This window comes from Nocardioides sp. HDW12B, assembly GCF_011299595.1.
Taxonomy (GTDB): Bacteria; Actinomycetota; Actinomycetes; order Propionibacteriales; family Nocardioidaceae; genus Marmoricola_A.
The window spans coordinates 3,720,480-3,746,235 of sequence record NZ_CP049867.1 but is presented as its reverse complement, the minus strand read 5'-3'; the positions used below and the strand labels follow the sequence as shown (position 1 = coordinate 3,746,235).

23 protein-coding genes and 1 tRNA gene are annotated in these 25,756 nt (G+C 73.2%); 7 read left to right on the top strand and 17 right to left on the bottom strand.

The window, feature by feature from the left end; translation table 11 throughout:
• Window position 1 precedes the first annotated feature (1 nt).
• Window positions 2-892 carry a rhomboid family intramembrane serine protease gene (locus tag G7072_RS17525; protein ID WP_240917025.1) on the top strand — a complete coding sequence of 297 codons (891 nt, stop codon included), beginning with the start codon at window positions 2-4 and terminating at the stop codon, window positions 890-892.
• A gap of 261 nt (window positions 893-1,153) precedes the next feature.
• Here G7072_RS17525 and G7072_RS17520 read toward each other — a convergent pair whose 3' ends face one another.
• Window positions 1,154-1,588: a cell division protein CrgA gene (locus tag G7072_RS17520; RefSeq protein WP_240917024.1), complete on the bottom strand. Its 435-nt coding sequence runs from the start codon at window positions 1,586-1,588 to the stop codon at window positions 1,154-1,156.
• 215 nt (window positions 1,589-1,803) lie between these two features.
• On the opposite strand from G7072_RS17520, the gene G7072_RS17515 reads away from it, so the two are divergent.
• Window positions 1,804-2,613 carry a DUF881 domain-containing protein gene (locus G7072_RS17515; protein ID WP_166088644.1) on the top strand — a complete coding sequence of 270 codons (810 nt, stop codon included), beginning with the start codon at window positions 1,804-1,806 and terminating at the stop codon, window positions 2,611-2,613.
• Here the strand turns inward: G7072_RS17515 and pknB are convergent.
• From pknB to G7072_RS17480, 7 genes are read right to left on the bottom strand one after another with little or no spacing between them, the layout of a single operon-like run.
• Window positions 2,589-4,571 (bottom strand): Stk1 family PASTA domain-containing Ser/Thr kinase, encoded by a 1,983-nt coding sequence (gene pknB / locus G7072_RS17510; protein ID WP_166088642.1) that lies wholly within the window; start codon window positions 4,569-4,571, stop codon window positions 2,589-2,591. The two genes, G7072_RS17515 and pknB, sit on opposite strands and share 25 nt — an antisense overlap.
• A complete protein-coding gene (locus G7072_RS17505; RefSeq protein WP_166088640.1) occupies window positions 4,568-6,037 on the bottom strand; it encodes a serine/threonine-protein kinase in 1,470 nt (489 codons plus the stop codon). Before G7072_RS17505 ends, pknB begins: the two co-directional genes overlap by 4 nt.
• Entirely contained in the window at window positions 6,034-7,500 is a 1,467-nt protein-coding gene (locus G7072_RS17500) for a penicillin-binding protein 2 (protein ID WP_166088638.1), read from the bottom strand. Before G7072_RS17500 ends, G7072_RS17505 begins: the two co-directional genes overlap by 4 nt.
• Complete coding sequence (locus tag G7072_RS17495) at window positions 7,497-8,870, bottom strand: FtsW/RodA/SpoVE family cell cycle protein (RefSeq protein WP_166088636.1); 1,374 nt, start codon at window positions 8,868-8,870, stop codon at window positions 7,497-7,499. Before G7072_RS17495 ends, G7072_RS17500 begins: the two co-directional genes overlap by 4 nt.
• The gene (locus G7072_RS17490) at window positions 8,867-10,357 is read right to left on the bottom strand and encodes a protein phosphatase 2C domain-containing protein (protein ID WP_166088634.1); all 1,491 of its coding nucleotides are present in this window, start codon (window positions 10,355-10,357) and stop codon (window positions 8,867-8,869) included. Before G7072_RS17490 ends, G7072_RS17495 begins: the two co-directional genes overlap by 4 nt.
• 3 nt (window positions 10,358-10,360) lie before the next feature.
• A complete protein-coding gene (locus G7072_RS17485) occupies window positions 10,361-10,861 on the bottom strand; it encodes an FHA domain-containing protein (RefSeq protein WP_166088632.1) in 501 nt (166 codons plus the stop codon).
• A gap of 6 nt (window positions 10,862-10,867) precedes the next feature.
• Window positions 10,868-11,581 (bottom strand): DUF3662 and FHA domain-containing protein, encoded by a 714-nt coding sequence (locus G7072_RS17480; protein ID WP_166088629.1) that lies wholly within the window; start codon window positions 11,579-11,581, stop codon window positions 10,868-10,870.
• A gap of 170 nt (window positions 11,582-11,751) precedes the next feature.
• Here G7072_RS17480 and G7072_RS17475 point away from each other — a divergent pair.
• A tRNA-Leu gene (locus G7072_RS17475) sits at window positions 11,752-11,835 on the top strand.
• 98 nt (window positions 11,836-11,933) lie between these two features.
• On the top strand, window positions 11,934-12,386 hold the full coding sequence (locus G7072_RS17470; RefSeq protein WP_166088627.1) for a peptidoglycan-binding domain-containing protein: 453 nt from the start codon (window positions 11,934-11,936) through the stop codon (window positions 12,384-12,386).
• Between the two features lie 29 nt (window positions 12,387-12,415).
• On the opposite strand, the gene G7072_RS17465 is transcribed toward G7072_RS17470, so the two are convergent.
• The 3 genes from G7072_RS17465 to G7072_RS17455 all read right to left on the bottom strand — a co-directional run bounded on the left by G7072_RS17465 (window position 12,416) and on the right by G7072_RS17455 (window position 15,054).
• Entirely contained in the window at window positions 12,416-13,423 is a 1,008-nt protein-coding gene (locus tag G7072_RS17465; protein WP_166088625.1) for a hypothetical protein, read from the bottom strand.
• Between the two features lie 120 nt (window positions 13,424-13,543).
• On the bottom strand, window positions 13,544-14,053 hold the full coding sequence (locus tag G7072_RS17460; RefSeq protein ID WP_240917023.1) for a SigE family RNA polymerase sigma factor: 510 nt from the start codon (window positions 14,051-14,053) through the stop codon (window positions 13,544-13,546).
• Window positions 14,050-15,054: a hypothetical protein gene (locus tag G7072_RS17455; RefSeq protein WP_166088624.1), complete on the bottom strand. Its 1,005-nt coding sequence runs from the start codon at window positions 15,052-15,054 to the stop codon at window positions 14,050-14,052. The genes G7072_RS17460 and G7072_RS17455 overlap by 4 nt, the downstream gene beginning before the upstream one ends.
• A 183-nt stretch (window positions 15,055-15,237) precedes the next feature.
• Here G7072_RS17455 and G7072_RS17450 point away from each other — a divergent pair, with 183 nt between their 5' ends.
• On the top strand, window positions 15,238-16,548 hold the full coding sequence (locus tag G7072_RS17450; protein ID WP_166088622.1) for an AI-2E family transporter: 1,311 nt from the start codon (window positions 15,238-15,240) through the stop codon (window positions 16,546-16,548).
• Here G7072_RS17450 and G7072_RS17445 read toward each other — a convergent pair.
• Window positions 16,538-17,233, bottom strand: coding sequence for an SDR family oxidoreductase (locus G7072_RS17445; protein ID WP_166088620.1), 696 nt, complete (start codon window positions 17,231-17,233; stop codon window positions 16,538-16,540). The two genes, G7072_RS17450 and G7072_RS17445, sit on opposite strands and share 11 nt — an antisense overlap.
• A gap of 116 nt (window positions 17,234-17,349) precedes the next feature.
• Here G7072_RS17445 and G7072_RS17440 point away from each other — a divergent pair, with 116 nt between their 5' ends.
• Window positions 17,350-19,080 carry a DUF429 domain-containing protein gene (locus tag G7072_RS17440; RefSeq protein ID WP_166088618.1) on the top strand — a complete coding sequence of 577 codons (1,731 nt, stop codon included), beginning with the start codon at window positions 17,350-17,352 and terminating at the stop codon, window positions 19,078-19,080.
• Between the two features lie 18 nt (window positions 19,081-19,098).
• On the opposite strand, the gene G7072_RS17435 is transcribed toward G7072_RS17440, so the two are convergent.
• Window positions 19,099-19,461 (bottom strand): hypothetical protein, encoded by a 363-nt coding sequence (locus G7072_RS17435; RefSeq protein ID WP_206063191.1) that lies wholly within the window; start codon window positions 19,459-19,461, stop codon window positions 19,099-19,101.
• A gap of 6 nt (window positions 19,462-19,467) precedes the next feature.
• Here G7072_RS17435 and G7072_RS17430 point away from each other — a divergent pair, with 6 nt between their 5' ends.
• Entirely contained in the window at window positions 19,468-20,235 is a 768-nt protein-coding gene (locus G7072_RS17430; RefSeq protein WP_166088616.1) for a TIGR02206 family membrane protein, read from the top strand.
• On the opposite strand, the gene G7072_RS17425 is transcribed toward G7072_RS17430, so the two are convergent.
• The 4 genes from G7072_RS17425 to G7072_RS17410 all read right to left on the bottom strand — a co-directional run bounded on the left by G7072_RS17425 (window position 20,210) and on the right by G7072_RS17410 (window position 25,733).
• Complete coding sequence (locus tag G7072_RS17425; RefSeq protein ID WP_166088613.1) at window positions 20,210-21,694, bottom strand: NAD-dependent succinate-semialdehyde dehydrogenase; 1,485 nt, start codon at window positions 21,692-21,694, stop codon at window positions 20,210-20,212. The two genes, G7072_RS17430 and G7072_RS17425, sit on opposite strands and share 26 nt — an antisense overlap.
• 69 nt (window positions 21,695-21,763) lie before the next feature.
• Window positions 21,764-23,113 carry a 4-aminobutyrate--2-oxoglutarate transaminase gene (gabT, locus tag G7072_RS17420; RefSeq protein ID WP_166088610.1) on the bottom strand — a complete coding sequence of 450 codons (1,350 nt, stop codon included), beginning with the start codon at window positions 23,111-23,113 and terminating at the stop codon, window positions 21,764-21,766.
• 172 nt (window positions 23,114-23,285) lie between these two features.
• Window positions 23,286-23,960: a fasciclin domain-containing protein gene (locus G7072_RS17415; protein WP_277343383.1), complete on the bottom strand. Its 675-nt coding sequence runs from the start codon at window positions 23,958-23,960 to the stop codon at window positions 23,286-23,288.
• A 132-nt stretch (window positions 23,961-24,092) separates the two neighbouring features.
• Window positions 24,093-25,733: a molybdopterin-dependent oxidoreductase gene (locus G7072_RS17410; RefSeq protein WP_166088606.1), complete on the bottom strand. Its 1,641-nt coding sequence runs from the start codon at window positions 25,731-25,733 to the stop codon at window positions 24,093-24,095.
• Between the last annotated feature and the right edge of the window lie 23 nt (window positions 25,734-25,756).

The following is a 25,756-nucleotide window of genomic DNA, read 5'->3' as shown; positions in this document are numbered from 1 at the left end:
CGTGGACCAACCCGGTCCGGGGCAGGTCGCCCAGACGCCGACCTGCTACCGCCACAGCGACCGGGAGACCTACATCCGGTGCCAGCGGTGCGAGCGCCCGATCTGCCCGGACTGCATGCGGTCGGCGGCAGTCGGGTTCCAGTGCCCCGACTGCGTCGCCGAGGGCGCCCGCAGCACCCGCCAGGCGCGCACGGCGTACGGCGGGACGCGGCCGACCCGACCCGGGGCCGTGACCCAGCTGCTCATCGCGGCCAACGTGAGCATCTTCGTGCTCGTGCTGGCCGCCGGCGGGGTCGGCAGCGTGCTGCTGTCGAAGCTGGCGCTGGTGCCGCTGCGCACCGGCCTCGTCATCGAGGGCCGGCCCACGCTGGTCGAGGGCGTGGCCGACGGTGCCGTCTGGCAGCTGGTGACCTCGATGTTCACCCACGTCGAGATCTGGCACATCGGCTTCAACATGCTCGCGCTGTTCATCCTCGGGCCGCAGCTCGAGCTGCTGCTGGGTCGGGCCCGGTTCCTGGCGCTCTACCTGATGTCGGGGCTGGTGGGGTCGGCCGCGGTCTACTGGCTCTCGGCCCCGAACTCGCTGACCATCGGCGCCTCGGGCGCCATCTTCGGCCTGATGGGCGCGCTGCTCGTGGTGGCGGTCAAGGTCAAGGGCGACGTGCAGTCGCTGCTGACGCTCGTCGCGATCAACCTGGTCATCACCGTGCTCGGGTCGAGCTTCATCTCCTGGCAGGGTCACCTGGGCGGCTTCGTCGGGGGCCTCGTGATCGGCGGCGTGCTGGTCTACGCGCCGCGGCGACGGCGGACGGCCTGGCAGGTCGCCGGGCTCACCGTGGTCGGTCTGCTGACGCTCGCGGCGATCGCGGTGCGCACCCTCACCCTGACCTGACCCCGCCTGACCCCGCCTGACCCCGCCCGACCTGTCCCGGCCCGGCGACCGCCACCGGTCCAGACCGGCGCGAGCATCCGCTGCCCGCGCCGGTTTGGCGTGCCCGGACCCGGGGAATGACCCTCCCGAGGCAGCGGCGCGCGGCCTGGCTGCGCGCACCGAGCGCAGCGGCAGGTTATCCACACTGGGGATAACTACTGTGGAGAAACTACACCGGTGTCATTGTCCCCAGGTGTGTCCACAGCTGGGGAGAACCCGGGCTCACTCCCAGCGGGTGGCGAACACGAACCCCGTGGCCATGAAGCCGATTCCGACCAGCAGGTTGTAGTTGCCGAGGTCGGTGATGACGGGCAGCTCGAGGTCCTGGCCGGTGACGTAGTAGACGACGATCCACACCAGCCCGATGAGGAAGCAGCCGAGCATCCCGACGACGACCCCGCGGCCGCGACCGAGGGGTGAGCGCGGGTGGGCGGAGAGCCCGAGTCCCAGGAAGATCGCCCCGAAGCCGATGGCGAGGTTCCAGTCGCCCAGGTCGGCCATCCAGGCCGGCTTGCCGCTGTCTTGCGCAGAGGCCAGGTAGTAGGTGACCCAGGCGATGCCGACGCCGACGAGCAGCACGACGAGCGCCATCCGCACCACCGAGGTCGAGGACCCGCGGGGCTCGGCGGCCAGGGTGGAAGGACGGGACTTGGGCACGGTTTCTCCTCGGCACGGTGGGTCGGTCGGCGGGCCGTCGCGGGGGCCCGGGCACGCCGGGGCCTCGTGGGGCCGCGTCGGCTAGCGTAGTCGCCGGGGGCCGTCGCACCGGACACCACCGGCCGCGCACGCCCGGGCCGATCCACCGGCTCGGCTCCCCCCGAGCGTCCCCCGAGCGTCCGCCCGCCCGCCACCGACCCCGTCCCGGAGCCACCGTGCCGCACCCCCGCCCCGTCGTCGCCGGCCTGCCGGAGTCCTTCCGGCGGCTGCGTCGCGCCGCGAGGCGGCGGGCGGAGACGCGGGGTGACCGGCACGCCGGCTGGCGGGTGGCCAAGCCCCTCGCCTTCGCCGGCGCGGGGCTGCTGCTGGTCGCGAGCGCGGTCAACAGCAACGGCACCGACCTGCGCCCCGAGCGCTACCAGTCGCTGGCCGACCTGGCCGAGCAGCAGAGCCAGCGCGTCGAGGCGCTCCAGCAGGACATCACGGACCTGAACTCCGACATCGCCGAGCTGAGCGCAGGGCTGCAGAGCCGGGAGCTGACCCGGCTGGAGCGGCGCATCACCGCGCTCGAGAACCCGGCCGGGCTCCGGGCCGTGGCAGGGCCGGGGCTCACGGTGGTGCTCGACGACGCGCCCGAGGAGGGCCGCGACGCCGCCGGGGAGGACCGCCAGAACGCGCTGGTGCACCAGCAGGACCTGCAGGCGGTCGTCAACGCGATGTGGGCCGGCGGGGCAGAGGCCGTCACCATCCAGGGTCAGCGGATCATCACCACCACCGGCATCAAGTGCGTGGGCAACACCGTGATCCTCCACGGCGTGCCGTACTCCCCGCCGTACCGGATCTCCGGGATCGGCGACTCCGCGGCCATGGTCGGCCAGCTCGGCGACAGCGCCTACCTGCGGGGCTACCTCCAGTCCGTGGCCGACTACGGCCTGGGGTGGGAGGTCGTCCCCGAGGCGCGCGTCGAGGCGCCGGCCTACGACGGCTCGCTCGAGATGCGTCACGCCGTGGCGGCGGACTCCTGATCGCTCCGGGGACCGCGTCGACCGTGGCGACGAGGACGGCGGTGCGGGGCCGTGCTCCGGGCGGGTGCCGCGGCCGGCACCGCCTGCTCCGAGGCCGAGGGTCCGGGCTCGGGACCGTCGACGGGTGACGGACCGGCCCCCGGGGCTGTTCCGGCGTCGGGGCTCTCGGAGTCGGTCGGCGTCTCGGTGGGCGTCTCCGTCGGCACCTCCGTAGGCGTCTCGCTCTCGGTGGGCGTCTCGGTCGGGGTGGGCGTGGGCTCCTCGTAGCGCGACACCGTGATGGTCACGGTGGACCCGCGGGCGACCTCGGAGCCGGCCCCGGGCGTCTGCTCCAGCACCTGGCCGGGCTCGGCGGGGGTGGTGGTGTCCTCGTCGACGGAGACCTCGAGGTCGGCGTCCTGGAGGATGCTGCGCGCCTGCTCCTCGGTGCGTCCGACCACGCCCGGCACCTCGACGGGGCCCAGCGACAGCACCACGGTGACCGAGCCGCCCAGCTCGATGGGGGTGTCGGCGTTGGGGTCGGTGCGGATGACCGTGCCGGCCGGCTCCGTGGAGTCGGCCTCCTGGAAGTTGGGCGTGAGCTCGCGCTCCTCGAGCTTGGCGGCCGCCTCGTCGCGGGTGTCGCCGAGCAGGTAGGGCACGGTCGTGGTCTCGGCGCCGGCGGAGATGACCACGTTGACGTCGGAGTCCTCCGCGGCCAGCTCGTCGGCGCCGGGGTCCTGGTCGATGACCAGGCCCTGGGCCACGTCGGAGGGCTCACGGTCGACCGAGCCGAGCGTCAGGCCGGCCTCGTCGAGGGTACGGCGTGCCTGGCCGAGCGTCTGGTCGGACAGGTCGGGCACGGGCACCTCCTTCTCCGAGCCCAGCAGGGTGACGGCGAGGGCGATGCCGCCCACGAGCAGCGCGAGCACCACGAGCAGACCGACCACCAGCGGCCAGCGCCGCTTCTTCTTCTCCTCCTCGTAGTCGCCCTCGTCGAGCGCGGGCCGGAAGATCGACGTCTCGGGCTCGGCGGCGGCCACCACGGGGACGGCGGCCACAAGGGCGGTGGGGGCGTCGACGGGCTGGCCGTCGAGGTGGCGCTGGATGTCGGCGCGCATCTCCGCGGCGCTCTGGTAGCGGTCCTCCACCTTCTTGGCCAACGCCTTCATGGTGATGGCGTCGAGCTCGGCGGGGAGCTCCTCGTTGTGGGTGCCCGGCGGCTCGGCCACCTCCCGGACGTGCTGGTAGGCGACCGAGAAGGGGCTGTCGCCGACGAAGGGGGGACGACCGGTCAGCAGCTCGTAGAGCAGGCAGCCGGTCGAGTAGACGTCGCTGCGCGAGTCGACGGTCTCGCCGCGCGCCTGCTCGGGGGAGAGGTACTGCGCCGTCCCGACGACCGCGGACGTCTGCGTCATCGTCGAGGTGCCGTCGGCGATCGCCCGGGCGATGCCGAAGTCCATCACCTTCACGTCGCCGGTGGGGGTGAGCATGACGTTGGCGGGCTTGATGTCGCGGTGGATGATGCCGGCGCGGTGGCTGTAGTCCAGCGCGGCGAGCACGCCGGCGGTGATCTCCAGGGCCCGCTCGGGCAGCAGCTTGCGGCCGTCGTCGAGGACCTCGCGCAGGGTGCGCCCCTGGACGTACTCCATGACGATGTAGGGCTGGACGTGGCTGCCGTCGGGCGCCATCTCCTCGCCGGTGTCGTAGACCGACACGATGTTCGGGTGGTTGAGGCCGGCGGCCGCCTGCGCCTCGCGGCGGAAGCGGGCCTGGAAGGTCGGGTCGGTGGCCAGGTCGGTGCGCAGCTGCTTGACGGCCACCGTGCGGCCCAGGCGTACGTCGGTGGCGCGGCGGACCTCCGCCATGCCTCCCCGGCCGAGCAGCTCGCCGATCACGTAGCGGCCCCCGACGCGTCGGGCGTCCGGCGCCGCGCCGTCGCCTCCGCCGTCCCCGACCGTGGTCTCGTCGTCGCTCATGGCTTGCCCTTGTCCCCCTTGCCCTTGTCGTCGGGCGGGCCGCCGCCCGGGGGCTCCGTCGGAGCCTCGACCTCGGGGTCGTCGTAGACACCCAGGGTGACCTCGCTGTCGACCGGCACCTCGCCGGAGGGGTCGACGTAGGCGACGGTGTCGGCGACCGCGCTGCCGTCGTTGTCGACCTTCTCCTCCTTGACCTTGAGCCCGAGGTCCTCGAGCCGCTGCTCGGCGTCGTCGGCGGGGTCGCCGACATACTCCTCCTCGTCGACCGTGACGGTCTCCGGCTCGGGCTCGGGCTCCGGCTCGGGGGCCGTCTCCTGGGGCGTCTCCTCCGCGCTCTGCGTCGGTGCGGCCTCCTGCGTCGCCGAGGGAGCGGAGCCGGAGCCGGGCTCCTCGGCGGTCGGGTCGTCGTCGCCCTGCAGGGCGGAGGCCAGCCACAGGCCGAGCAGGACGAGCGCGAGGGCGGCGAGCCCCACGACCAGGGGAGAGGGGCGCCGGGACCGGCGGGGCGCGCCGGCGGGGCCGGCGGGGCCGGCGGCCCGTGCGGGGGCCGTCGGTGCGGGTGCGACCCGGGTGGGCGCGCCGGTCGGGAGCACCCGCGTCGACGGCCCGGCGGCAGCGACCGCGGTGGGGGCGGTCCGCGCCTCGTCGAGGTCGCCGCGCAGGATCTCCGCGAGCGCCGCGGCGCTGCGCGGCCGCTCGGCCGGGTCCTTGGACAGCGTCTGCGCCACCACGGAGCGCAGCGCGGCCGGCACCTGGGTCGGCAGCCCCGGCGCCGGGTCGCGCACGTGCGCGAGCGCGACACCGACGGGGCTGTCGGCCGTGAAGGGCCGCTGGCCGGCCAGGCACTCGTAGAGCACGACACCGAGGGCGTAGACGTCGCTCGCCGGGGTCGCCTCCTTGCCCTCGGCCTGCTCGGGCGAGAGGTAGTGCGGGGTGCCGATGACCTGCCCGGTCTGGGTCAGCGGGACGGCGTCCGCGGCGCGCGAGATGCCGAAGTCGGTGATCTTGACCTGGCCGTCGGGGGTGACGAGGAGGTTGCCGGGCTTGATGTCGCGGTGCACGATGCCGAGGCGGTGGGCGGCCTCGAGGCCGGTCGCCGCCTGGGCGATGAGCTCGGCGGCCTTGCGGGGGTCGAGGGAGCGCCCGCCCCGCAGGAGGGCCGACAGCGGCTCGCCCCGGACGAGCTCCATGACCAGGTAGGGACGCTCCGGCTCGCCGGGGCCGGCCGCGGCGGCCTCCCCGTAGTCGAGCACGCCGGCGACGTTCGGGTGGCTCAGGGCGGCCGCGTGGCGGGCCTCGGTCTCGAAGCGGGTGCGGAACGTCGCGTCGCCGGCGTACTCCGGCTTGAGGACCTTCAGCGCCACCGGACGCTTGAGCACGTTGTCGGTGGCCTCCCAGACCTCGCCCATGCCGCCGACGGCGATGAGCCGCTCCTGGCGGTAGCGGGGGTGGTCGAGGGCGGTCACTGGATCACCGCCTCCATGACGCTCTTGGCGATGGGCGCGGCCAGACCACCGCCGCTGATGGCGTCGCGCTCGACCCCCGCGTCCTGGACCAGCACGGCCACCGCGACCTCGGGGTTGTCGGCCGGCGCGAACGAGACGAACCAGGCGTAGGGGTTGCGGTCCGCCGCGCTCTGCGCGGTGCCGGTCTTGCCCGCCACCTTGATGTCCGGGATGGCCGCAGGCGCCGCGGTGCCCTGGTCGACGGTCTCGACCATCATCTGCGTCAGCAGGCTGGCCGAGGTCGAGGACATCGCCCGGTCGGGCATCTCCTCCTCGGAGGTCTTCTCCAGCACGCTCAGGTCGGGTGCGCGCACCTCGTCGACGAGGTAGGGACGCATCCCCTGGCCGTTGTTGGCGATGGTGGCGGTCACCAGCGCCATCTGCAGCGGCGAGGCGCGGACCTCGAACTGTCCGATCGCGCTGAGCGCGGTGTTGGGATCGTTCAGGTCGTCGGGGAAGACGCTCACGGCCTGCGCCCCGAGCCCGCTGAGGTAGCGCTGCCCGAAGCCGAACTTCTCGGCCTGCTCGCTGAGCGCCTCGGCGCCGAGCTCGTTGCCCAGCCGCAGGAAGGCGACGTTGCAGGAGACCTGGAGCGCCAGGGTGAGCGAGATGCGGTCGCCGCCGCCGCAGCTGCCGCCGCTGTCGTTGGGGACGTCGACGCTGGTGTCCGGCAGGCGGTACGTCGCACGGCCGTCGACCTGGGAGTCCGGGTCGTAGTCGCCGCTCTCGAGCGCGGCGGCCGCGGTGACCAGCTTGAAGGTCGACCCCGGGGGATAGACCTCCTGGATCGCCCGGTTGAACATCGGCTTGTCGGGGTCCTCGATGAGCCGCTCGTAGTCGGTCTGGCTCTGCTCGAGGTCGTGGGTGGCGATCTTGTTGGGGTCGTAGGTCGGGTTCGACACCATCGCCAGGATCTTGCCGCTGGAGGGCTCGAGCGCCACGACGGCGGCCTTGGTGTCGGGCCCGAGCGCCTGGATCCCCTCGAACGCCGCGGTCTGGGCGGCGGGGTCGACGGTCAGCGACACCGACCCGCCCTCGGGCTGCTTGTTCGACAGGGTGTCGACGACACGGTTGACGAAGAAGCGCGAGTCGCTGCCCGAGAGGATCGTGTTCTGGTTCGACTCCACGCCGGAGGCGCCGTAGATGTAGGAGAAGAAGCCGGTGAGGTGGCCGTACTTCAGCGGCTGCGGGTAGCGGCGCTGGTACTTGAACTGGTCGTCGACCGGCACGCTCTCCGCGACCGGGTTGCCGTTGACCAGGATGGCGCCCCGCTCGCGGGAGAACTCGGCGTCGCGGACCCGACGGTTGTCGTTGCGGTCGTTGAGGCTGCCCGCCTGGACGTACTGCACCCAGGTGGCGTTGAGCAGCAGCGCCAGGAAGAGCACGAGGCAGAGCACCGACATGCGGCGGATCGGGGTGTTCATCGCAGCACCACGACCTCGGTCTTGTCGTCCTCGGCCATGCCCTCGGCCTCCACCGACGGCGCCGGCCGTCGGGCGTGGTCGCTGATGCGCAGCAGCAGCGCGACCAGCACCCAGTTGGCGATGAGCGAGGAGCCGCCGTAGGACATGAACGGCGTCGTCAGGCCGGTCAGGGGGATGAGCCGGGTGACGCCGCCGACCACGACGAAGACCTGGAGGGCGAAGGCGACGCCGAACCCGGCCGCCATCAGCTTGCCGAAGCCGTCGCGGCAGATCAGGGCCGTGCGCAGCGCGCGCTCGACGACCAGCCCGAACAGCAGGAGGGTGGCGATGAGGCCGGTGAGGCCGAGCTCCTCGGCGATCGAGGCGATCACGAAGTCGGAGTAGGCGAACGGGATCCGCCACGGCTCGCCCTGGCCCAGCCCCCGGCCCACGAGCCCGCCCCACGCCATGCCGTAGAGGCCCTGGACGATCTGGCCGAAGGTGTCGGTGTCGGAGAACGGGTCGAGCCAGCCGTTCACGCGGGTCTGCACGTGGCTGAAGAGCGAGAACGCCGTGAGCGCGCCGCCGACGAACATGACCGACCCGACGACGAGCCAGCCGGGGCGCTCGGTGGCGATGTAGAGCATGACGAGGAAGAGCCCGAAGAACAGCAGGCTGGAGCCGAGGTCACGCTGCCCGACGAGGATCATGAGGCTGATCAGCCACATGGCGAGGATCGGGCCGAGGTCGCGACCGCGGGGCAGGTCGATGCCGACGACACGACGCCCGGCCAGGGCCAGGGCGTCGCGGTGCAGGACGAGGTAGCCGGCGAAGGCGATGACGAGGCAGATCTTGGCCACCTCGCCGGGCTGGAAGGAGAAGCCGCCGATGCCGATCCAGATGCGAGCGCCGTTGATCTCCTTGCCGAGCCCGGGGATCATCGGCAGCAGCAGCAGGGCCAGCGACGCGAGACCGATCGTGTAGGTGAAGGCCTGCAGGCGGCGGTGGTCGCGCAGCACCACGAGCACCAGCGCGAACAGCACCACGCCCAGGGTGGTCCACATCAGCTGCTTGGCCGACAGGCTGGTGTCGTTGGCCAGGTCGATGCGGTAGATCATGGCCAGACCCAGGCCGTTGAGCGCGGTGACCACCGGCAGCAGCACCGGGTCGGACCACGGCGCCACCCAGCGCACGACGACGTGGGCGGCCAGCGCCAGGGCGGCCAGCCAGATCGAGTAGCCGATCATGTCGGCCGGGAGCGCGCCCTCCACACCGAGCCCCACCGCGGCGTACGCGCCGACGCCGACGGCCAGCGCGAGCAGGAGCAGCGTCAGCTCGGCCCCCCGGCGGCGGCGGTGCGTGAAGCCGGGCGAGGCGCTGGTGGCGCTCACGAGGGTGTCCCCGTCACGGCTCCCGTGCCCGTCCCGGCGCCGGTCGCGGTCTCGGAGCAGTCGACGGTCGCGTCGACCTCGCTCGGCGAGGGGGAGGGAGAGGGGGAGACGTCGTTGCCGCCGTTGTCGCCACCTGTGCGCTCCTGACGGCGCGCCTCGCGGGCGGCCTCGCGCGCCTGCTGCTCGGCCTCGGTCTCGGCCTGCTCGCGCTGCTGGGCGGCCTGCTCCTCGAGGTTGGCGAGGATGCGCTCGGCGTTGCCGAGGTCCTCGGCCACGATGCCGGAGCGCACCTTCTCCTGGTCGAAGCAGGGCAGCTCGGCGACGACGACCTCGGAGCCCTGGTGGACCGAGGACAGCTCGACGAGCGGCAGGTCCATCTGGACGCCCTGGTAGATCGCGACCTGGTCGCCGTCGGCGGCGACGTAGTACTGGTTCTGCGACCACACGTAGCCGAACCCGACGCCGCCGGCGAGCAGCAGCAGCGGCACGAGGACGAGGACCAGGCGCCGCAGGCCGAGGAAGCGGTGCGGGGGGCGAGGGGCGTAGCGCAGCTCCTCCGGGTCGACCGGCTCGTCGTCGTCGGCGGCCGGGACGGGGTCGATCTCGTCGGTGTCGCTCTGACGGCGGAAGATCCCGCGTCCGCTGCTGGAGGCGCCGGCGCCGCGCCGGGGCTGGGCCGCGGCGGCTCCGACCAGCATGGGGCCGGCGGCGCCGGCCAGCCCCGTGTCGGCGGCGGTGTCGGCGGCGGTGTCGGCGGGGACCGCCTCGGCCACGACCACCGTGACGTTGTCGGTCGAGCCGCCGTCGAGGGCCGCCTGGACCAGCGTGAGCGCGGCGGAGTCGACGTTGCCGTCCCCGAGCAGGACCGCGAGCGAGGCGTCGTCGACGCCGCCGGTGCAGCCGTCGGAGCACAGCAGCACCCGGTCCCCGACCTCCAGCGGGAGGTGGAAGAGGTCGGGCTCGGTGTCGTGCACGCCGTCCACGGCCCGCAGGATGATGTTGCGGTGCGGGTGGACCTTGGCCTCGTCCTCGCTGATGCGCCCCTCGTCGACCAGCGTCTGGACGAAGGTGTGGTCGTGGGTGAGCTGGCGGAGCTCGCCCCCGCGCAGGAGGTAGGCGCGGCTGTCGCCGACGTGGGCGAACCCGAGCTGGTGGCCGTCGAACATCGCGGCCGTCACGGTGGTGCTGGTGCCGTCGAGCTCCTTGTCGTTCTCGACGAGCTCGGCCAGCCGGTCGTGGACGCGGTGCACGGCCCCGGCGAGCAGCGGCAGCATCTCGTCGGTCGGGCCGTCGTCGAGCTTGCGCAGCAGCTGCACCGCGGTGGAGCTCGCCACGTCCCCGAAGGCCGCACCCCCGACGCCGTCGGCGACCACCAGGAGCTTCTCGCTGGCGTAGCCGGAGTCCTGGTTGTCCTTGCGGTGGCGACCCACGTCGCTGAGCGCCGAGAAACGCAGCGCGAGGCGGGGGCCCGAAGGGGTGTCGGTCATCGGCTACTTCTTCAGCTCGAGGGTGGTCTTGCCGACACGGACCTTCGAGCCGAGCTGGATGGCGGTGGCCTGGGTGAGCCGGTGGGTGCCGATGTAGGTCCCGTTCGTCGAGCCCAGGTCCTCGACGTACCAGGTGTCCTCGGAGCGGCCGATGCGTGCGTGGCGCGTCGAGACGTAGTCGTCGTCGAGGCGGATGCCGGCGTCGGGACCGCGACCGATCAGGATCGGCACCTCGTCGAGCGAGATGGAGAACCCGGCGCTCGGCCCGTCGACGATGACGACCTGCGAGGGGGTCCCCCGTGGCGGCTTGGCGGAGCGGCGCGACTGCTTGGCCTGCTTGGCCTGCTTGGTGGAGCCGCGCTTCTCGCGCCGGGCGGGGGCGGTCGCGGTGTCCGGACGGGCCCCGAACATGTCGGAGCGGATGACCGAGATGGCGCCGAGGACGAAGACCCAGAGGATCGCCAGGTAGGCGAAACGGATGAGGACGAGGGTGAGCTCCTGCACGGTCGCTCAGCCCTCCCCGCGCAGCTGGACCACGATGTCGGTGTTGCCGATGCGCACCGTCGAGCCGTCGGACAGCTCGGCCTCGTCGATCCGCTCCTGCCCGACCAGGGTGCCGTTGGTCGAGCCGAGGTCGACGACCGAGACGCTGGTGCCGCCGCCGCCGCCGGAGGTGACGCGGAACTCCGCGTGCCGGCGGCTGACGCCCGGGTCGTTGATGCGGACGTCGGCCTCCGAGCCGCGTCCCACGACCAGTCCGGGCGGGGTGAGGGCGTGACGGCTGCCGTTGACCACGAGGGCCGCGCCCGCCGTACGCACGCTGCGGTTGCTGCCGGTGACCGACGACGAGACCTGCGCCGCGGCGCGGCTGCGGACCCGGAACCGACCGGTCACGAGGTCCTCGGCCTGCTCGAACTCGATGGAGACCGGGCCGGCGAAGACGTAGTGCTGGTCCTCGGCGTGCTCGCGCAGCAGGTCGATGAGCTCGGTGACCAGGGTCTGCTCGTAGGGCACGAGCCGGTCGTGGTCGACCTCCGAGAGCTCGATGCGGAAGGTGTTGGGCACCAGGCGCCGGTTGCGCGACAGGATCTGGGCGGAGTTGTCGACCTCGCGCTGGAGCGCGGCGGCCAGCTCGACCGGCTGCACCGCGCTGCGGAAGGCCTTCGCGAAGGCACCCGAGACAGCCTGCTCCAGCCGGTTCTCGAACCGCTGCAGCATGCCCATGGCGCCGCCTCTCCTGCTCGTCGTTGCTCGTCGGGCCCCTCGGGGCCCCGTCGGGACCCGGTCGGGCCCGACTCTGGTCATACCCACCGGCGAGTGGGACCAGTCGATCGTATCGGCCCGCCTCGGTTTGGGAGGGCCCCGCCACGTGGGATAGCCTGTGCACGCTTCACGCGCGAGTGGCGGAATAGGCAGACGCGCACGGTTCAGGTCCGTGTGCCCGAAAGGGCGTGGGGGTTCAACTCCCCCCTCGCGCACGTACGTCTGCAAGGCCCCGGGTCCCGGAGATCGTCCAGGAACCGGGGCCTTCGTCGTCCCCTACGATGTCGGGCACCATGACACCGAGGGAGATCCCGTGAAGACCAGACTGATTCCGCTCGTCGCCACCGTGCTGCTGGCGCTCGGAGGCTCGTTGGTCCCGATCAGCGCCGCCGAGGCGGCGACGTGCACCCAGGTGCAGCTGAGGCGAGGCAGTGTCGGCACCTGTGTGCGCAACCTGCAGACCATGCTGAACGGAATCGCCTACTACTACGGAGGCCTCTACAACGGTGGAGGTGGATGTGGTGACCCGTACCTCGACCGCGGGTACGTCGCCGTGGACGGAAGCTTCGGGCCGGGGACGTCGGACCGCGTCTACACCTACCAACGGTGGCAGTGCATCTCCGCGGACCGCGTGGTCGGTCCGGTCACCTGGAGCCGCCTGTGCGCCGACGCCACGTTCCACGGGCCTTCGCCCTCCGAGCCGGTGATGCGGGACGGCTACTACGCGGCCCTGCGCAGCGGCTGCCCGGACCGGTCCCGCAGCTGATCGCTGCCCCCGGTGAGTCGCCGCCCGGCTCAGGGGCCGGTGACCGAGCGGATGCGGCCGTCGGCGGTGCTCTCGACCACGACAAGGCCGTCGCCCCCGTCGCCGGCGACGGTCCGCAGCGACGGTCCGCGGCGTCCGGGCACCACCTCGACGTAGGTGCCGGCAGGCTCGGCGAGCAGGGCCTCGGCCTCCCGGACGGCGACGGTCACGGCGCGGGCGTCGATCACGGCCAGGTCGAGGCGCGCCCCGCGGACCACGGCCCCGCCCTGCTGCTGCAGCCCGTCCTCGCCGTAGCGGAAGCGGCTGCCGGTGCGGCCCCGCGGCTCGTCCGGGACCACCACCTCGGCGTAGGTGGGGTAGAGGGTGAGGTCGAGCACCTCGGTGTCGCCCGTGCGCGCCTCGACCGCCGTCACGACGTCGCGGAAGCCCCACTCCGTGAGCATGCCGTCGGACGCCGACCCGATGCCGGTCGCCTCGTCGACGCTGCTGTCCGAGCCGCCGCGGGCCAGGAACGAGGCGGTCAGCGCCGTGCCCACGACGAGGATCGCCACCGGGGAGGTCTTGCGGCGCTTCCGTGGCTTCATGACCGGCCCGGCACCGGGCGCCCAGGGTGCCCCGCTCCCTCCGGGCGGCCGCGACGAGGGAGCCGGGCCGGCGAAGACCGGGCCCGCGGGGACGCCGGCGTCCCGGGGCGGGGCGGAGGACGGGTCGGCGGTGACGGGAGCCGGTGAGGGGCCGGCCGGTGTGGGAGGCCGGTCGGTGTCGGTCCGCTGCGCGGAGGCAGGAGCGGTGGTCGAGGTCGGGGGCGGGGTCGGGGTCGAGGTCGGGGTCGAGGTGCTCGCCCAGGGGTCGGCCGCGACCGCGGGGTCGAGGTCGCGGACCAGCCGGTCGAGGTCCGAGACCATCGCCGCGGACTCGATCTGCATCATCCGGAGGTCGGCGTCGGCGGCCACGATGCGTCCGCGGGCCAGCGCCTCCTCGACCTTCCGGGTCGCGGCCCTGCGGTCGCGGCCCTTGGCCTCCCGGTCGACGTCCACCCACTCGCCCCCGTCCCTGCTCGTCCCGCGGCTCGGGACCCACTCTCCCGCACCGGGCGGGGGTCCGGGCGCACAACGACGCGGGTCGGGTCGCCCGGTCGACCCGGTCAGCCGACTGTCTCAGCCGCGAGTGTCGGACGTCAGGGCCAGGCGCATGGCCGAGCGGGCCCGCGAGGTGTGGCTCTTCACGGTCCCGACCGAGATGTCGAGCTCGTAGGCCGTCTCCTCGACGCTCAGCCCGAGGACGTGACGCAGTACCACGGTCTTGCGCTGCATCTCCGGCAGCTGCTGCAGCGCCGCGACGAGCTGGTCCCGCTCGCCGACGTCGCGGTCGTGGGAGCCCGGGTCCGGCAGCACCTCGGTCGGCGTCTCCGGTCGGGCCGCGCGGCGCCGGTGGTGGTCGATGTTGGTGCTGACCAGGACCCGTCGCGCGTAGGCGTCGACGTTGTTCATCGCGGCGACCCGCGGCCAGGCGACGTACAGCTTGGTCAGCGCCACCTGGACGAGGTCGTCGGCCAGGTGCCAGTCGCCGCACAGCGCGTGGGCGATGCGGCGCAAGTGGGCCTGCCGCGCGGTGACGTACTCGACGTACGACGCCTCGTGCTCGGCGGAGCGTCGCAGCAGGCTCACCGCGGCCCCTCCCCGTGGACCTCGCGCACCTGGGCGAGGAAGCCGTCGACGTCGTCCGGCGGGTCGGTCGGCGAGTACCAGAAGACACCGGACCAGCCCGGCTCCTCGCTGGCGAGGAGGAACAGCACGCGTCCGTCGGCGACGCGCACCCGTGCCGCGGCGGTGTAGGTCTGGCCGAGTCGCGCGAGCCCGCCGACGTCCGGGTCGCGTCGCAGCTCGAGGACCTGGGTGTCGTCGACGGCGACGAGGCGACCATCGTCGAGCACGCGGACGTCGTCGCCGGGGGTGCCGTTGCTCATGGGGCTGTCGGCGTAGACGTGCTGGACCGTCCACCAGGACAGCGACCCGGTCAGCGGTCCGACCTCCGTCAGGGAGATGCCGCCCCCCGTCGTCGTCGCGGTGTCGAGGTAGGCGAAGGTCGGACGCCCGGGCTCGCCCGCAGCGGGGACGAGCTTCAACGCCACCGCGTCGACGATGTCCTTGGGGGTCTGCATCCGGTTCAGGTCTCGGACCGGAGCAGGGTCGTCGATGCGCTCGACGACCTCCCAGCCGGGGCGGACGACGACGGCGTCGTCGGAGCCGAGGTCGACCGGGAAGTCGGTGAACCGCATCAGCTCCGCTTCCTCCTGCCGGGTCGCGGTGCGGACGGGCCCGATCACGTCGGGACCGTCGACGACCCGGGTCGGCAGGTCGAGGTCGCGGGCGGGAGCGGGCCGCTCGGGGGTCGGGGCGGGCGTGGGGCCGGTCGAGGCAGGGCCGTCCGCGGGGTCCGTCGGTCCCGGGACGGGGCCGCCCAGCGAGGCGGTCTGCCCCACGGCACCCACCCCGACGCCGACGGCTCCGAGGGCGACCAGGGTCGCCGTACCGACGGCGAGCCGACGGCGGCGCAGGGCCGTGCGCCCGGCGTCCAGGTGGCGGGCGGCGGGGGGTGGGGCGGGCTCGCCCGCGGACGGGGCGAGCAGCAGGGAGAGGTCCCCGAGGCCCTCGGTGTCACCGCTCACGGCTCTCCCTCTCGTGGTCGTCGACCGGGTCGTCCAGGACGCCGACGGTGCGTCCCACCCCCACAGACGCACGGAGCAGCGCGGTGGTTGTCCCGCGCGGGCGGCCGTGTCCACGGAGGTGCCCTGCGGCCTCACCCCGTCGGACGTGCCGGACCGGCGGTGAACTAGGGCACGATGGGCGCCATGAGCTTCATGGCCGGTGAGCCGACTCGGGAGTCACCAGGCGTTCCTTCGCGTGAGGAGCTGCTCGGCGTCGGGGTGCGGTGGCTGTCGACCTGGGCTTTGCGCTGGATCGTCATCTTCGTCGGCGCCTACGTCCTCGGCCAGCTGGTGTCGCTGCTGTGGAGCGTCATCCTCCCCGTGGTGCTCGCCATGGTGCTGACCGCAGCCCTCGAGCCACCGGCCCGACAGCTGCGTCGGCGGTTCGGCTTCCCGCCCGCGCTCGCGGCCGCCACGGTGCTGCTGGTGACGATCGCGGTCCTGGTCGGCGGGTTCTCGCTCCTGGCGCCCTCGATCGGCACCCAGGCCACGGAGATCGCCGACAGCGCGTCGGAGGGCCTGGTCACGGTCCAGGCCTGGGTCACGAACAACAACCTGGCCACCGAGGCGCAGGTGAACGACCTGGTCCGGGCCGCGCAGGCCCGCCTCGAGTCGAGCGCGGCGACCATCACGGCCGGGGTGCTCGTCGGTCTCGGTGCGCTGACGACGTTCCTCATCAACTTCATCGTCACGCTCGTCCTGTCGTTCTTCTTCCTCAAGGACGGCGAGCGGTTCCTGCCGTGGCTCGGCGGCGTGCTCGGACCGCGCACCGGCCTCCACGTGGTCGAGGTCGGCACGCGCTCGTGGCTCACGCTCGGCACCTTCGTGCGCACCCAGGCCCTGGTCGGCTTCATCGACGCCGTCCTCATCGGTCTCGCCCTCGTGGTGGTGGGGGTCCCGCTGGCCGTGCCGCTCGCCGTCCTCACGTTCTTCGCCGCCTTCGCCCCGATCATCGGAGCCGTCACGGTGGGAGCGCTGGCCGTCCTGGTCGCCCTGGTCTCCAATGGCTGGATCGCGGCCCTGATCATCCTGGCCAGCGTGCTGGTGGTGCAGCAGCTGGAGGGCAACGTGCTGCTGCCCTGGCTGCAGGGCCGCAGCCTCGACCTGCACGCCGCGGTCGTGCTGCTCTCGATCGTGCTGGGCTCCACGCTCTTCGGGGTGACCGGTGCCTTCTTCGCCGTGCCCGTGGTGGCGGTGCTGGCGGTGCTGCTGCGCTACGTCAACGAGGTGGTGGTCGCCCAGACGCCACCGGCGGGGGTGCCCGACGAGGTCAAGGGTCCCCCCGGCACCGTGTCCGACCCCGACATCGCCGCCGACATCGTCGCCACCCGCGAGGAGATCGAGGAGCAGGAGGCCCGCGAGGCCGCCGAGCGCGAGGCCTGGGACGACGAGGGTGGTGCCACGGCGGCGACCGGCGACCCGGAGGACGAGCCGCGGCGGCCGATCAGCGGATGACCAGGCCGCCGGCGGAGCGGTCGAACACGATCTCGCCGGCACCCCGCTCGAGCGCCTCGACCACCAGCGGCACGACGTCGCTCGCCGGCATCGGCGCGGGCAGCTTCGGGGGCTCGCCCGCCAGCGCACGGGTCTCGAGCCCGGTGTCGAGGTGGGGCGGGCGCACGTCGAGCACGGTCAGGCGCTTGCGCTCCTCGCGGCGCAGCACCTGCAGCCAGGTCGAGAGCGCGGACTTGGCCGCCGAGTAGTCGGCCATCCCGGCCGTGGGCAGGTCGGCCAGGATCGCGGAGAACACCGCGACCGTGCCGCCGTCGGGCAGGTGGCGGGCGGCGGCCCGCACCAGCGCCATCGGGCCGAGCACGTCGACGGCGAACAGCTCCTCGGAGACGGCGGGGTCGGTCTCGAGCGCCCGCCCGAACCCGGCCACGCCGACGGTCACGACGATCGCGTCGAGCCCGCCGAGCTGCTCCACGGCGGCGTCGACGGCGGCGGTGCAGGAGTCCACGTCGACGACGTCGTAGGTCACCGGCTGGGTGCCGCAGCGTCCGGCGACCTCGCCCAGGCGTCCGGCGTCACGTCCGCCGGCCACCACCCGGGCGCCCTTCTCGCGCAGGGCGTGGGCGACCAGCCCGCCCAGGGCGCCGCCGGCGCCCGCGACCAGGACCTTGGCTCCGTCGAGCTCCATGGTCTGCATCTCCTCCGGGCGGGTCCGCCGCGCGGGCACGCGGTCCGTGGCCGACGCTAGCCACGCCCGCCAACCCGGAGGCGCGGTCGGGGCGGCCGGTGCGGCAGGGTGGGGGCATGCACGCCGTCGGAGTGGACCTCGCCTGGGGTCATCGCAGCCCCTCGGGGGTCGCCGTCCTCGACGACGAGGGCGTGCTGGTCCACGTCTCGGCCCAGCGCACCGACGACGACCTCGACGCCGTGCTGGCGCCGTACCTCGCGGGCGACTGCGTGGTCGCCATCGACGCCCCGCTCGTGGTCGCGAACGACACGGGCAACCGTCCGGGGGAGGCGGCGCTCAACCGCGACTTCGCCCGCTTCGACGCCGGCGCCCACCCCTCCAACCGCGGCAAGGCGGAGTTCGCGGGCGTGCCCCGCGGGGCGGCGCTGGCCGAGCGCTTCGGGCTCGAGCTCGACCCCGCCTCCACCGCTGCGCGACGTGCCGTCGAGGTCTACCCCCACGCCGCGACGGTCGCGCTCTTCCGGCTGGGGCGGACGCTGAAGTACAAGAACAAGAAGGGCCGCTCCCTCGACTCGATGCGCAGTGAGCTGCTCACCCTCACCGCCCTCCTCGAGGGCCTCGACGAGGCCACGCCCGCCATGCGGCTCGGCAACAGCCCGGCGTGGAACGCGCTGGTGGCGCTCGTCGAGGCGGCCGAGCGCAAGAGCGAGCTGCGGGTCGCCGAGGACCAGGTGGACGCCGTCGTGTGCGCCTACGTCGCGCGGTACGCCGTGCACCGGCCCGGCGACCTGACCGTGTACGGCGACGCCACGGCCGGGGCGATCGTCACCCCGACGCTGCCGGCCGACCACGTGCCCGAGCCGCGCGCCCGCCGTACGCCGAACCGGCTCGACCGCGACGACCGGCTGCGGGCCGCGATCGCGACGTACGCCGCCGGGTTCGAGGAGGTGGCACGCTCCACCGACGCGTACGTCGAGCTGGTCACCGCGCTGCTCGACGACGCCGGCATCAACTACCTCAGCGTGACCGGGCGTCCGAAGAGCGTGGCCTCCTTCGCCACCAAGGCCCACCGCGAGGCGGCCGGGCAGCCGGTCTTCGCCGACCCGCTGACGCAGATCACCGACGTCGTCGGCGTCCGGGTCATCACCTACCTGCGGCGCGACGTCGCCGCCGTCGCCGGCCTGCTGCACGACACCCTCACCGTCCTCGACGACCGCGACATGGGCCGCGAGACCGCCAGCGAGGGCCGGTTCGGCTACGCCAGCCGGCACCTGCTCGTGGAGCGCGAGCACGACCGCTCGGCGCAGATCCAGGTCCGCACCGTGCTGCAGCACGCGTGGGCCGAGTTCGAGCACGCGATGCGCTACAAGGGCGAGATCCCCGACGAGCAGGCGCCCGAGCTCGACCGGCGCTTCACGCTGGCCGCCGGCCTGCTGGAGCTCGCCGACCGCGAGTTCTCCGCCATCCACGAGGCGCTGCGACGCACCGGCACGCTGCGCCAGATCGGCGGCGTCGACGACGACCCGCGCATCGGTGGCGAGGACCTCGCGACGTTCCTCACCGCGCGCTACGCGGAGGCGGGCTGGTCGCGGCCCGATCACTACACGTGGATCTCCGGGCTCCTGCTCGAGCTCGGCATCACCTCGGTCCAGGCGCTGGAGACGCTCCTCGACAGCGTGGACGCCGACGAGGTGGCCGAGCGGATGGCCTACCGGTACCCGCCGGGCGCCGTCCGGCGGCTCGACGACGCGCTGCTGGTCCGCTACGGCGAGCAGTACGTCCACCTGCACGGCAACGAGCACCGCCGCGACTCGCTGCAGGCGCGCTGGGAGAAGCTGCGCACGTGAGCCCCGGCGTCCGGGACCTCAGCGTCCCGGGACGACGAAGACCGGATGTTCGTCCAGGCCCTCCAGGGACGCGAGGAAGTCGCGGCCCCACCGGGCGGAGGCCTGGGCCAGCCAGGCGTCCTGCACGACCTCGGCCACCTCGTCGCGGGTGAGCTCGCCGATCCGGGAGGACCGCAGCAGCACCGACGGGTGGCCGTCGAAGTGCGGCGTGGTGAAGTACGGCGTCCCCGGGTCGGCCACCAGCGCCTGCTTGGCCTCCTCGTCGGGCACCCAGACGACGACCACGTCGTCGTACCGCTCGCCGGTGGCGGGGTCGACCGCGTCGGGTCGCCACCCGGGCAGCGTCGCACAGGTGCGCGCACACCGGGGGCCGGGCACCATGGTCGGGTGACGCTCGCTGCTGCCGGTACCAGCACCCGCTTCGAGGCCTTCGGGTCCGAGCACCTCGTGCTGCTCGTCGTCTTCGCGGTCGGTCTCGTCGCGGTCGTGGCCTGGGGCCGCCGGCACGCGGGGACGCCGGCGGAGGACCGCGCCCGACGCGGCTTCGCGGTCGCGCTGGGGCTCGTCGCGGTGGCGATGCAGACCTACCAGCTCAGCCCGGGCGACTTCGACGTCGACACCTCGCTGCCGCTGGCGCTGTGCGACCTGGCCACCGTCTTCGCGGTGGTGGCGCTGTGGTCCCGGTCGTGGCGTGCCACCGCGTTCGTCTACTACGTCGGTCTCACGCTGACCGTGCAGGGCGTGCTCACCCCGAGCCTGGGCGAGGTCTTCCCCCACCCGCGCTACTTCGGCTTCTGGGCGCTGCACTTCCTCGTCGTGTGGGCGGCGGCCTACCTGACCTGGGGCCTGGGCCTGCGCCCGACGTGGCGCGGCTACCGCTTCACGGTGGCCGCGGTGCTGGTGTGGGCAGCGGCGACGTTCGCCTTCAACGTCGCGGCCGACACCAACTACGGCTACCTCAACGCCAAGCCGGCCTCGGCCTCGGCGCTCGACTGGTTCGGGCCGTGGCCGGTGTACGTCGGCGTGGTCGTCGCCCTGCTGTGCACGGTGTGGGCCGTGGTGATGACGCTGCCGTGGACGCTGGGCCGCTCCGGGGCAGCCGGTGCGGGCACGTCGGGGCAGGCTCCGGTCAGGGAGCGATCCCGACGTACTTGACGGAGAGGTACTCGTCGATGCCCTCGGGGCCGCCCTCGCGGCCGAAGCCGGAGGCCTTGACGCCGCCGAAGGGCGCGGCCGGGTTGGACACGATGCCCTGGTTGATCCCGACCATGCCGAACTCCAGGGCCTCGCTGACGCGGATCATGCGTCCGAGGTCGGTGGTGTAGGCGTAGGCGACCAGCCCGTACTCGGTGTCGTTGGCCATCGCGACGGCCTTGTCGTCGTCGGAGAACGTCGTGATCGGGGCGACGGGGCCGAACACCTCCTCGCGCATGAGGTCGGCGTCGGCGGGGACGTCGGTCAGCACGGTGGGCTGGAAGAAGTAGCCGGCGTCGCCGGTGCGTGAGCCGCCGGTGGCGACGCTCGCGCCGCGCTGCTGGGCGTCGTCGACGAGCTCGGAGACCTTGTCGAGCGCCTTGGCGTCGATCAGCGGGCCGACGTCGACGCCGTCCTCGGTGCCGCGACCCAGGGTCTGCGCGGCCATCTTGGCGGCGAACTTCGTGGCGAAGTCGTCGGCGACGTCCTCGTGGACCAGGAAGCGGTTGGCGGCCGTGCAGGCCTCGCCCATGTTGCGCATCTTGGCGACCATCGCGCCCTCGACGGCCGCGTCGAGGTCGGCGTCGGGGAAGACGAGGAAGGGGGCGTTGCCGCCGAGCTCCATCGAGACCCGCAGCAGCTGGTCGGCCGACTGCTTGACGAGCTGCTTGCCGATCGGGGTGGAGCCGGTGAAGGTCAGCTTGCGCAGGCGAGGGTCGCCGATGATCGGCTCCATGACGTCACCGGTGCGGCTCGTCGGCACGACGTTGAGCACGCCCTTCGGGACGCCGACCTCCTCGAGCAGGGCGGCGAGCGCCAGCATCGTCAGCGGGGTCTGCGAGGCGGGCTTGACCACCATCGTGCAGCCGGCGGCGATGGCCGGGCCGATCTTGCGCGTGCCCATGGCGAGCGGGAAGTTCCAGGGCGTGATCATCAGGGTGGGTCCGACGGGCTGGCGCATGGTCAGGAAGCGGGTGCTGCCGTCGGGGCTCGTCGACCAGCGCCCGGCGATGCGCACGGCCTCCTCGGAGAACCAGCGGAAGAACTCGGAGCCGTAGGTGACCTCGCCCTTGGCCTGGGCCAGCGGCTTGCCCATCTCCAGGGTCATGAGCATCGCGAAGTGGTCGGCCCGCTCGGTGAGCAGCTCGAAGGCCGAGCGCAGCATCTCCCCGCGCGTCCGGGGGGCCACCGCGGCCCAGTCGGCCTGCGCGGCGACCGCGGCGTCGAGGGCGGCGGCACCGTCCTCGACCGTGGCCCCGGCGATGGTGACGAGCGTCTTCCCGGTGGCGGGGTCCTCGACGTCGATCGAGGAGCCGTCGGAGGAGTCGCGCCACTCACCGCCGATGAAGAGCTGCGTGGGGACCTGGTCCAGCGCGGCCTTCTCCTGCGCGGCGGTGCTGCGGGCGTCGGGCTGGCTCACGGTGTCGTCCTCGGGGTCGTCGTGTCGGCGGGTCGGTCAGGGAGCCCGGCGGAGCGGGCTCCGGCGGGCTCAGCCCAGCACCTGGGCGAAGGCGTCCTCGATGATGTCGAGGCCCTCCTCCAGCAGGTGGTCGGGGGAGGACAGCGGCGGCAGGAACCGGAACACGTTGCCGTACGTGCCCGCGGTCAGGGTGACCAAACCCTGGCTGTGGCAGTGCTTGTTGATGGCGGCGGTCGCCGTGGGGTTCGGCGTGAGGTCGCCGGCGCCGGCGGTCAGCTCGATGGCGAGCATGGCGCCGCGGCCGCGGATCTCGGCGATGACGTCGTACTTCGAGCGCAGCTGCTCCAGCCGGTTGCGGAAGAGCCGCTCGATGGCCTGGGCGCGGCCCGGCAGGTCCTCGGCCCGCATGGTCGCGATGGCGCCGAGCGCGGCGGCGCAGGCGACCGGGTTGCCGCCGTAGGTGCCGCCGAGCCCGCCGGAGTGCACGGAGTCCATGAGGTCGGCGCGGCCGGTCACCGCCGCCAGCGGCAGCCCGCCGGCGATGCCCTTGGCGGTGGTGATCAGGTCGGGCACGACGCCCTCGTGGTCGCAGGCGAACCAGTCGCCGGTGCGGCAGAAGCCGGTCTGGATCTCGTCGGCGATGAGCACGATGCCGTGCTCGCGGCAGTAGTCCGCCACGCGCGGCAGCCACCCCGGCGGGGGTACGACGAAGCCGCCCTCGCCCTGGATCGGCTCGATGATCACCGCGGCGGTGTTGGACTCCCCGACCTGGGAGTGCACCACGTCGACGAAGGCGGCGAAGGCCTGGTCGGCGCACTGCTCGGCGCCGCCTGGCCAGCGCAGCGGGTAGGCCATCGGGGCGCGGTAGATCTCCGGCGCGAAGGGGCCGAAGCCGTGCTTGTAGGGCATGTTCTTCGCCGTCAGCCCCATGGTCAGGTTGGTGCGGCCGTGGTAGCCGTGCTCGAAGGCCACCACCGCGGTCCTCCCGGTGGCGGTGCGGGCGACCTTGACGGCGTTCTCGACGGCCTCGGCGCCGGAGTTGAACAGCGCGCTGCGCTTCTCGTGGTCCCCGGGGGTGAGCTCGGCCAGCTGCTCGCAGACCTCGACGTACTCCTCGTAGGGGGTGACCATGAAGCAGGTGTGCGTGAAGTCGGCGACCTGGTCGGTGACGGCGGCGACCACGCGCGGGGCGCTGTTGCCGACGCTGGTCACCGCGATGCCGGAGCCGAAGTCGATGAGCTGGTTGCCGTCGACGTCGACGAGGATGCCGCCGCCCGCGCGCACGACGTACGCCGGCAGCCCCACGCCGACCCCCGCCGCGACGGCGGCGCCCTTGCGGGCGTGGAGGGCCTGGGAGGCCGGGCCGGGCAGCTCGGTGACGAGCTTGCGCTCCTGCGGGACCGGGGTGGAGGACGTCATGGCTCCATCGTCGTTTCCCACGGCGTGCCTGTCCAGTGGCCACGGCTTCCGTCTCGCAGCGAGCCTGGGACGACGGAATCGGTGGCGGACGCGCAGCAGCCCCGACCTGATGGACAGGTCGGGGCTGCTGGTGTCGAGCCTGGTGCTCAGCCTGGTGTCCAGGCGGACCGGATCAGGCGGCCGGGGGCATCAGCACCGAGTCGATGAGGTACACGGTGGCGTTGGCGGTCTGCACGCCGCCGCAGATGACGTTGGCGCCGTTGACCTTCAGGTTGTCGCCCGAGCCGGTCACCTCGACCTTGCCACCCTGGACGCTGGTCTGCTCGCCGACGATCTGGTCGGGGGCGATCTGGCCGGGGATGACGTGGTAGGTCAGCACGGTGCTCAGGGTCTCGGCGCCCGCGGGGGTGCCGAGGGTCTTGACGGTCTTGGCCGGCAGCTTGGCGAAGGCGTCGTCGACGGGAGCGAAGACGGTGAACTCGTCGTTGTTCAGCGTGTCGACGAGGTTGACCTTCTTGTTCAGCTGACCAGAAACGGCCGCGGTGAGGGTCTTGAGGAGGGGGTTGTTGCTGGCGGCGACAGCCACCGGGTCCTCAGCCATGCCCGCGACGGAGCCCGCACCGTCCGGGACGGCCTCGGCGTAGTCGGCGCAGCCGGCGCCCACGAGGTTGGCGGCCGCGTCGTCGGCGGGAGCGCTGGACTCCTCCTCCGGGGCGGGGGCCTCGCTGGTCTCGCTGCTGTTGTCCTGGTTGGCGGAACCGGTGTCGGTGCTGCCCTCGTCGCTGCCGCAGGCGGCGGTCATGGACAGGGCGGCGACCACCGCGAGAGCGGCGGAGTACTTCTTCATGGGGCGCATCGGAGGTTTCCCTTCGTGGGGTTGGATTTCCCTTGCTTGTGTGAGGAGTTCGGACCTCGCACGGGGGCGGATTGGTCGCTTCGGGACCAAGTTCCGTCGATCTGCTCGAATGTCGGTCCGTCGTCAGGCGACGGTGACGCTCTTGCTGTCCCAGCCGGTCGAGCCGTCGGGAGCGATGGGGGCGCGCTTGCCGGTCTGGACGAAGCCGGTGCGGTCGGTGGCGCGGACCTCGAGGGTGTGGCTGCCGGAGTCGGCGTCCCAGTCGTAGACCCACTGGCGCCAGGTGTCGAGGCCGTCCTCCTCGCCGAGGCGGGCCTCCTCCCAGTCGCCGCCGTCCACGCGGACCTCGACCTTCTCGATGCCGGAGGCCTGGGCCCACGCGACGCCGGCCACCTTGTTCGGCCCCGCCTCGAGCTGGGCGAAGGATCGCGGCACGTCGATGCGGCTGGAGGTCTTGATGGGCGCCTCGGCGGAGTAGCCGCGGGTGGTCCAGTAGGCCTTGAAGTCGGAGAAGCGGGTGACCTCGAGGTCGACCAGCCACTTGGTGGCCGACACGTACCCGTAGAGACCGGGGGTGACCATCCGGGCCGGGAAGCCGTGCTCGAGGGGGAGAGGCTCGCCGTTCATGCCGATCGCGACCATGGCCCCGCGGTCCTTGTCGGTCAGCACCTCGAGCGGCGTGCCGGCGGTGAAGTCGTCGGCGGAGGTGGACTTCACCGCGTCGGCGCCGTCCTGCACGCCGGCCTCGGCGAGCAGCTCGTGCAGCGGGATGCCCAGCCAGAGGGCGTTGCCGAGGTACTCCCCGCCCACCGGGTTCGACACGCAGGTCATGGTGATGCGGTTCTCGGTCAGGGGGCGCTCGAGGATGTCGGCGTAGGTCAGCTCGATCTCGTTGTCGACCATCCCGTGGATCCGCAGCGTCCAGCCGTCGATCGGGACGTCCGGCACCTTCAGCGCGGTGTCGACGCGGTAGAAGTCGCTGTTCTCGGTCAGGTAGGGGGTGACGCCCTTGACGCCGACGACGGTGCCGCTGGGCACCGGGGCGGCCTTGCTGGCCGCCGTGGGCAGGGTGATGCCGGCGCGGTCGGCCGCGGCGGTCAGACCGCCGAAGACCCGCGAGACGATGCCGCCGGCCGCGGCGAAGGCCACGACGCCGACGGAGGCGAGCAGGAACTGGCGCCGGTCGGCGGGCACGGGACCGGCACCGGTGGTGGTGCCGTCGCCGCTGCGGCCGGCGACGGTGGCCAGCGCGCCGGACCCGGTGGCCAGAGGGGCGCCGAGGCGGCCCAGCAGCACGACCAGCGCCAGCAGGCCGACGACCACGAGCGCCAGCACCGGCACCAGCCGGAGGAGGGTCCCGGCGGTCGCCGAGCGGTCGGTGAGGGCCGCGGCACCAGCCACGGCGGAGAGCACGAGGAAGCCTGCGAGGGCCAAGCGGGGACGGAAGGCGCCCACGGCGCCCGCGGCCACGGCCAGCAGGGCCACGGTGGCGATGACGCTGCCGATCAGCACCGGCTTGTCGGCCGTGCCGAAGGTCTCGATGGCGAACTCCTTGAGCGGACGCGGTGCCCAGTCGACGGCACGGTTGCCCACCGACAGCAGCGGGCTCGTGACCCCGTCGACCAGGGCCGTCACGGCCTCGCTCACCGCGACGGCGGCGGCGCCCGACAGCAGCCCGACCAGCCCCCCCAGCAGGAGGGCGGGGGCATGGCCACGCAGCCGGTCACGCCGGCTCGAGGCAGGTCCACGAGGGTCGTTGCTCATGGTGGGTGTTCGGCCCGGAGCCG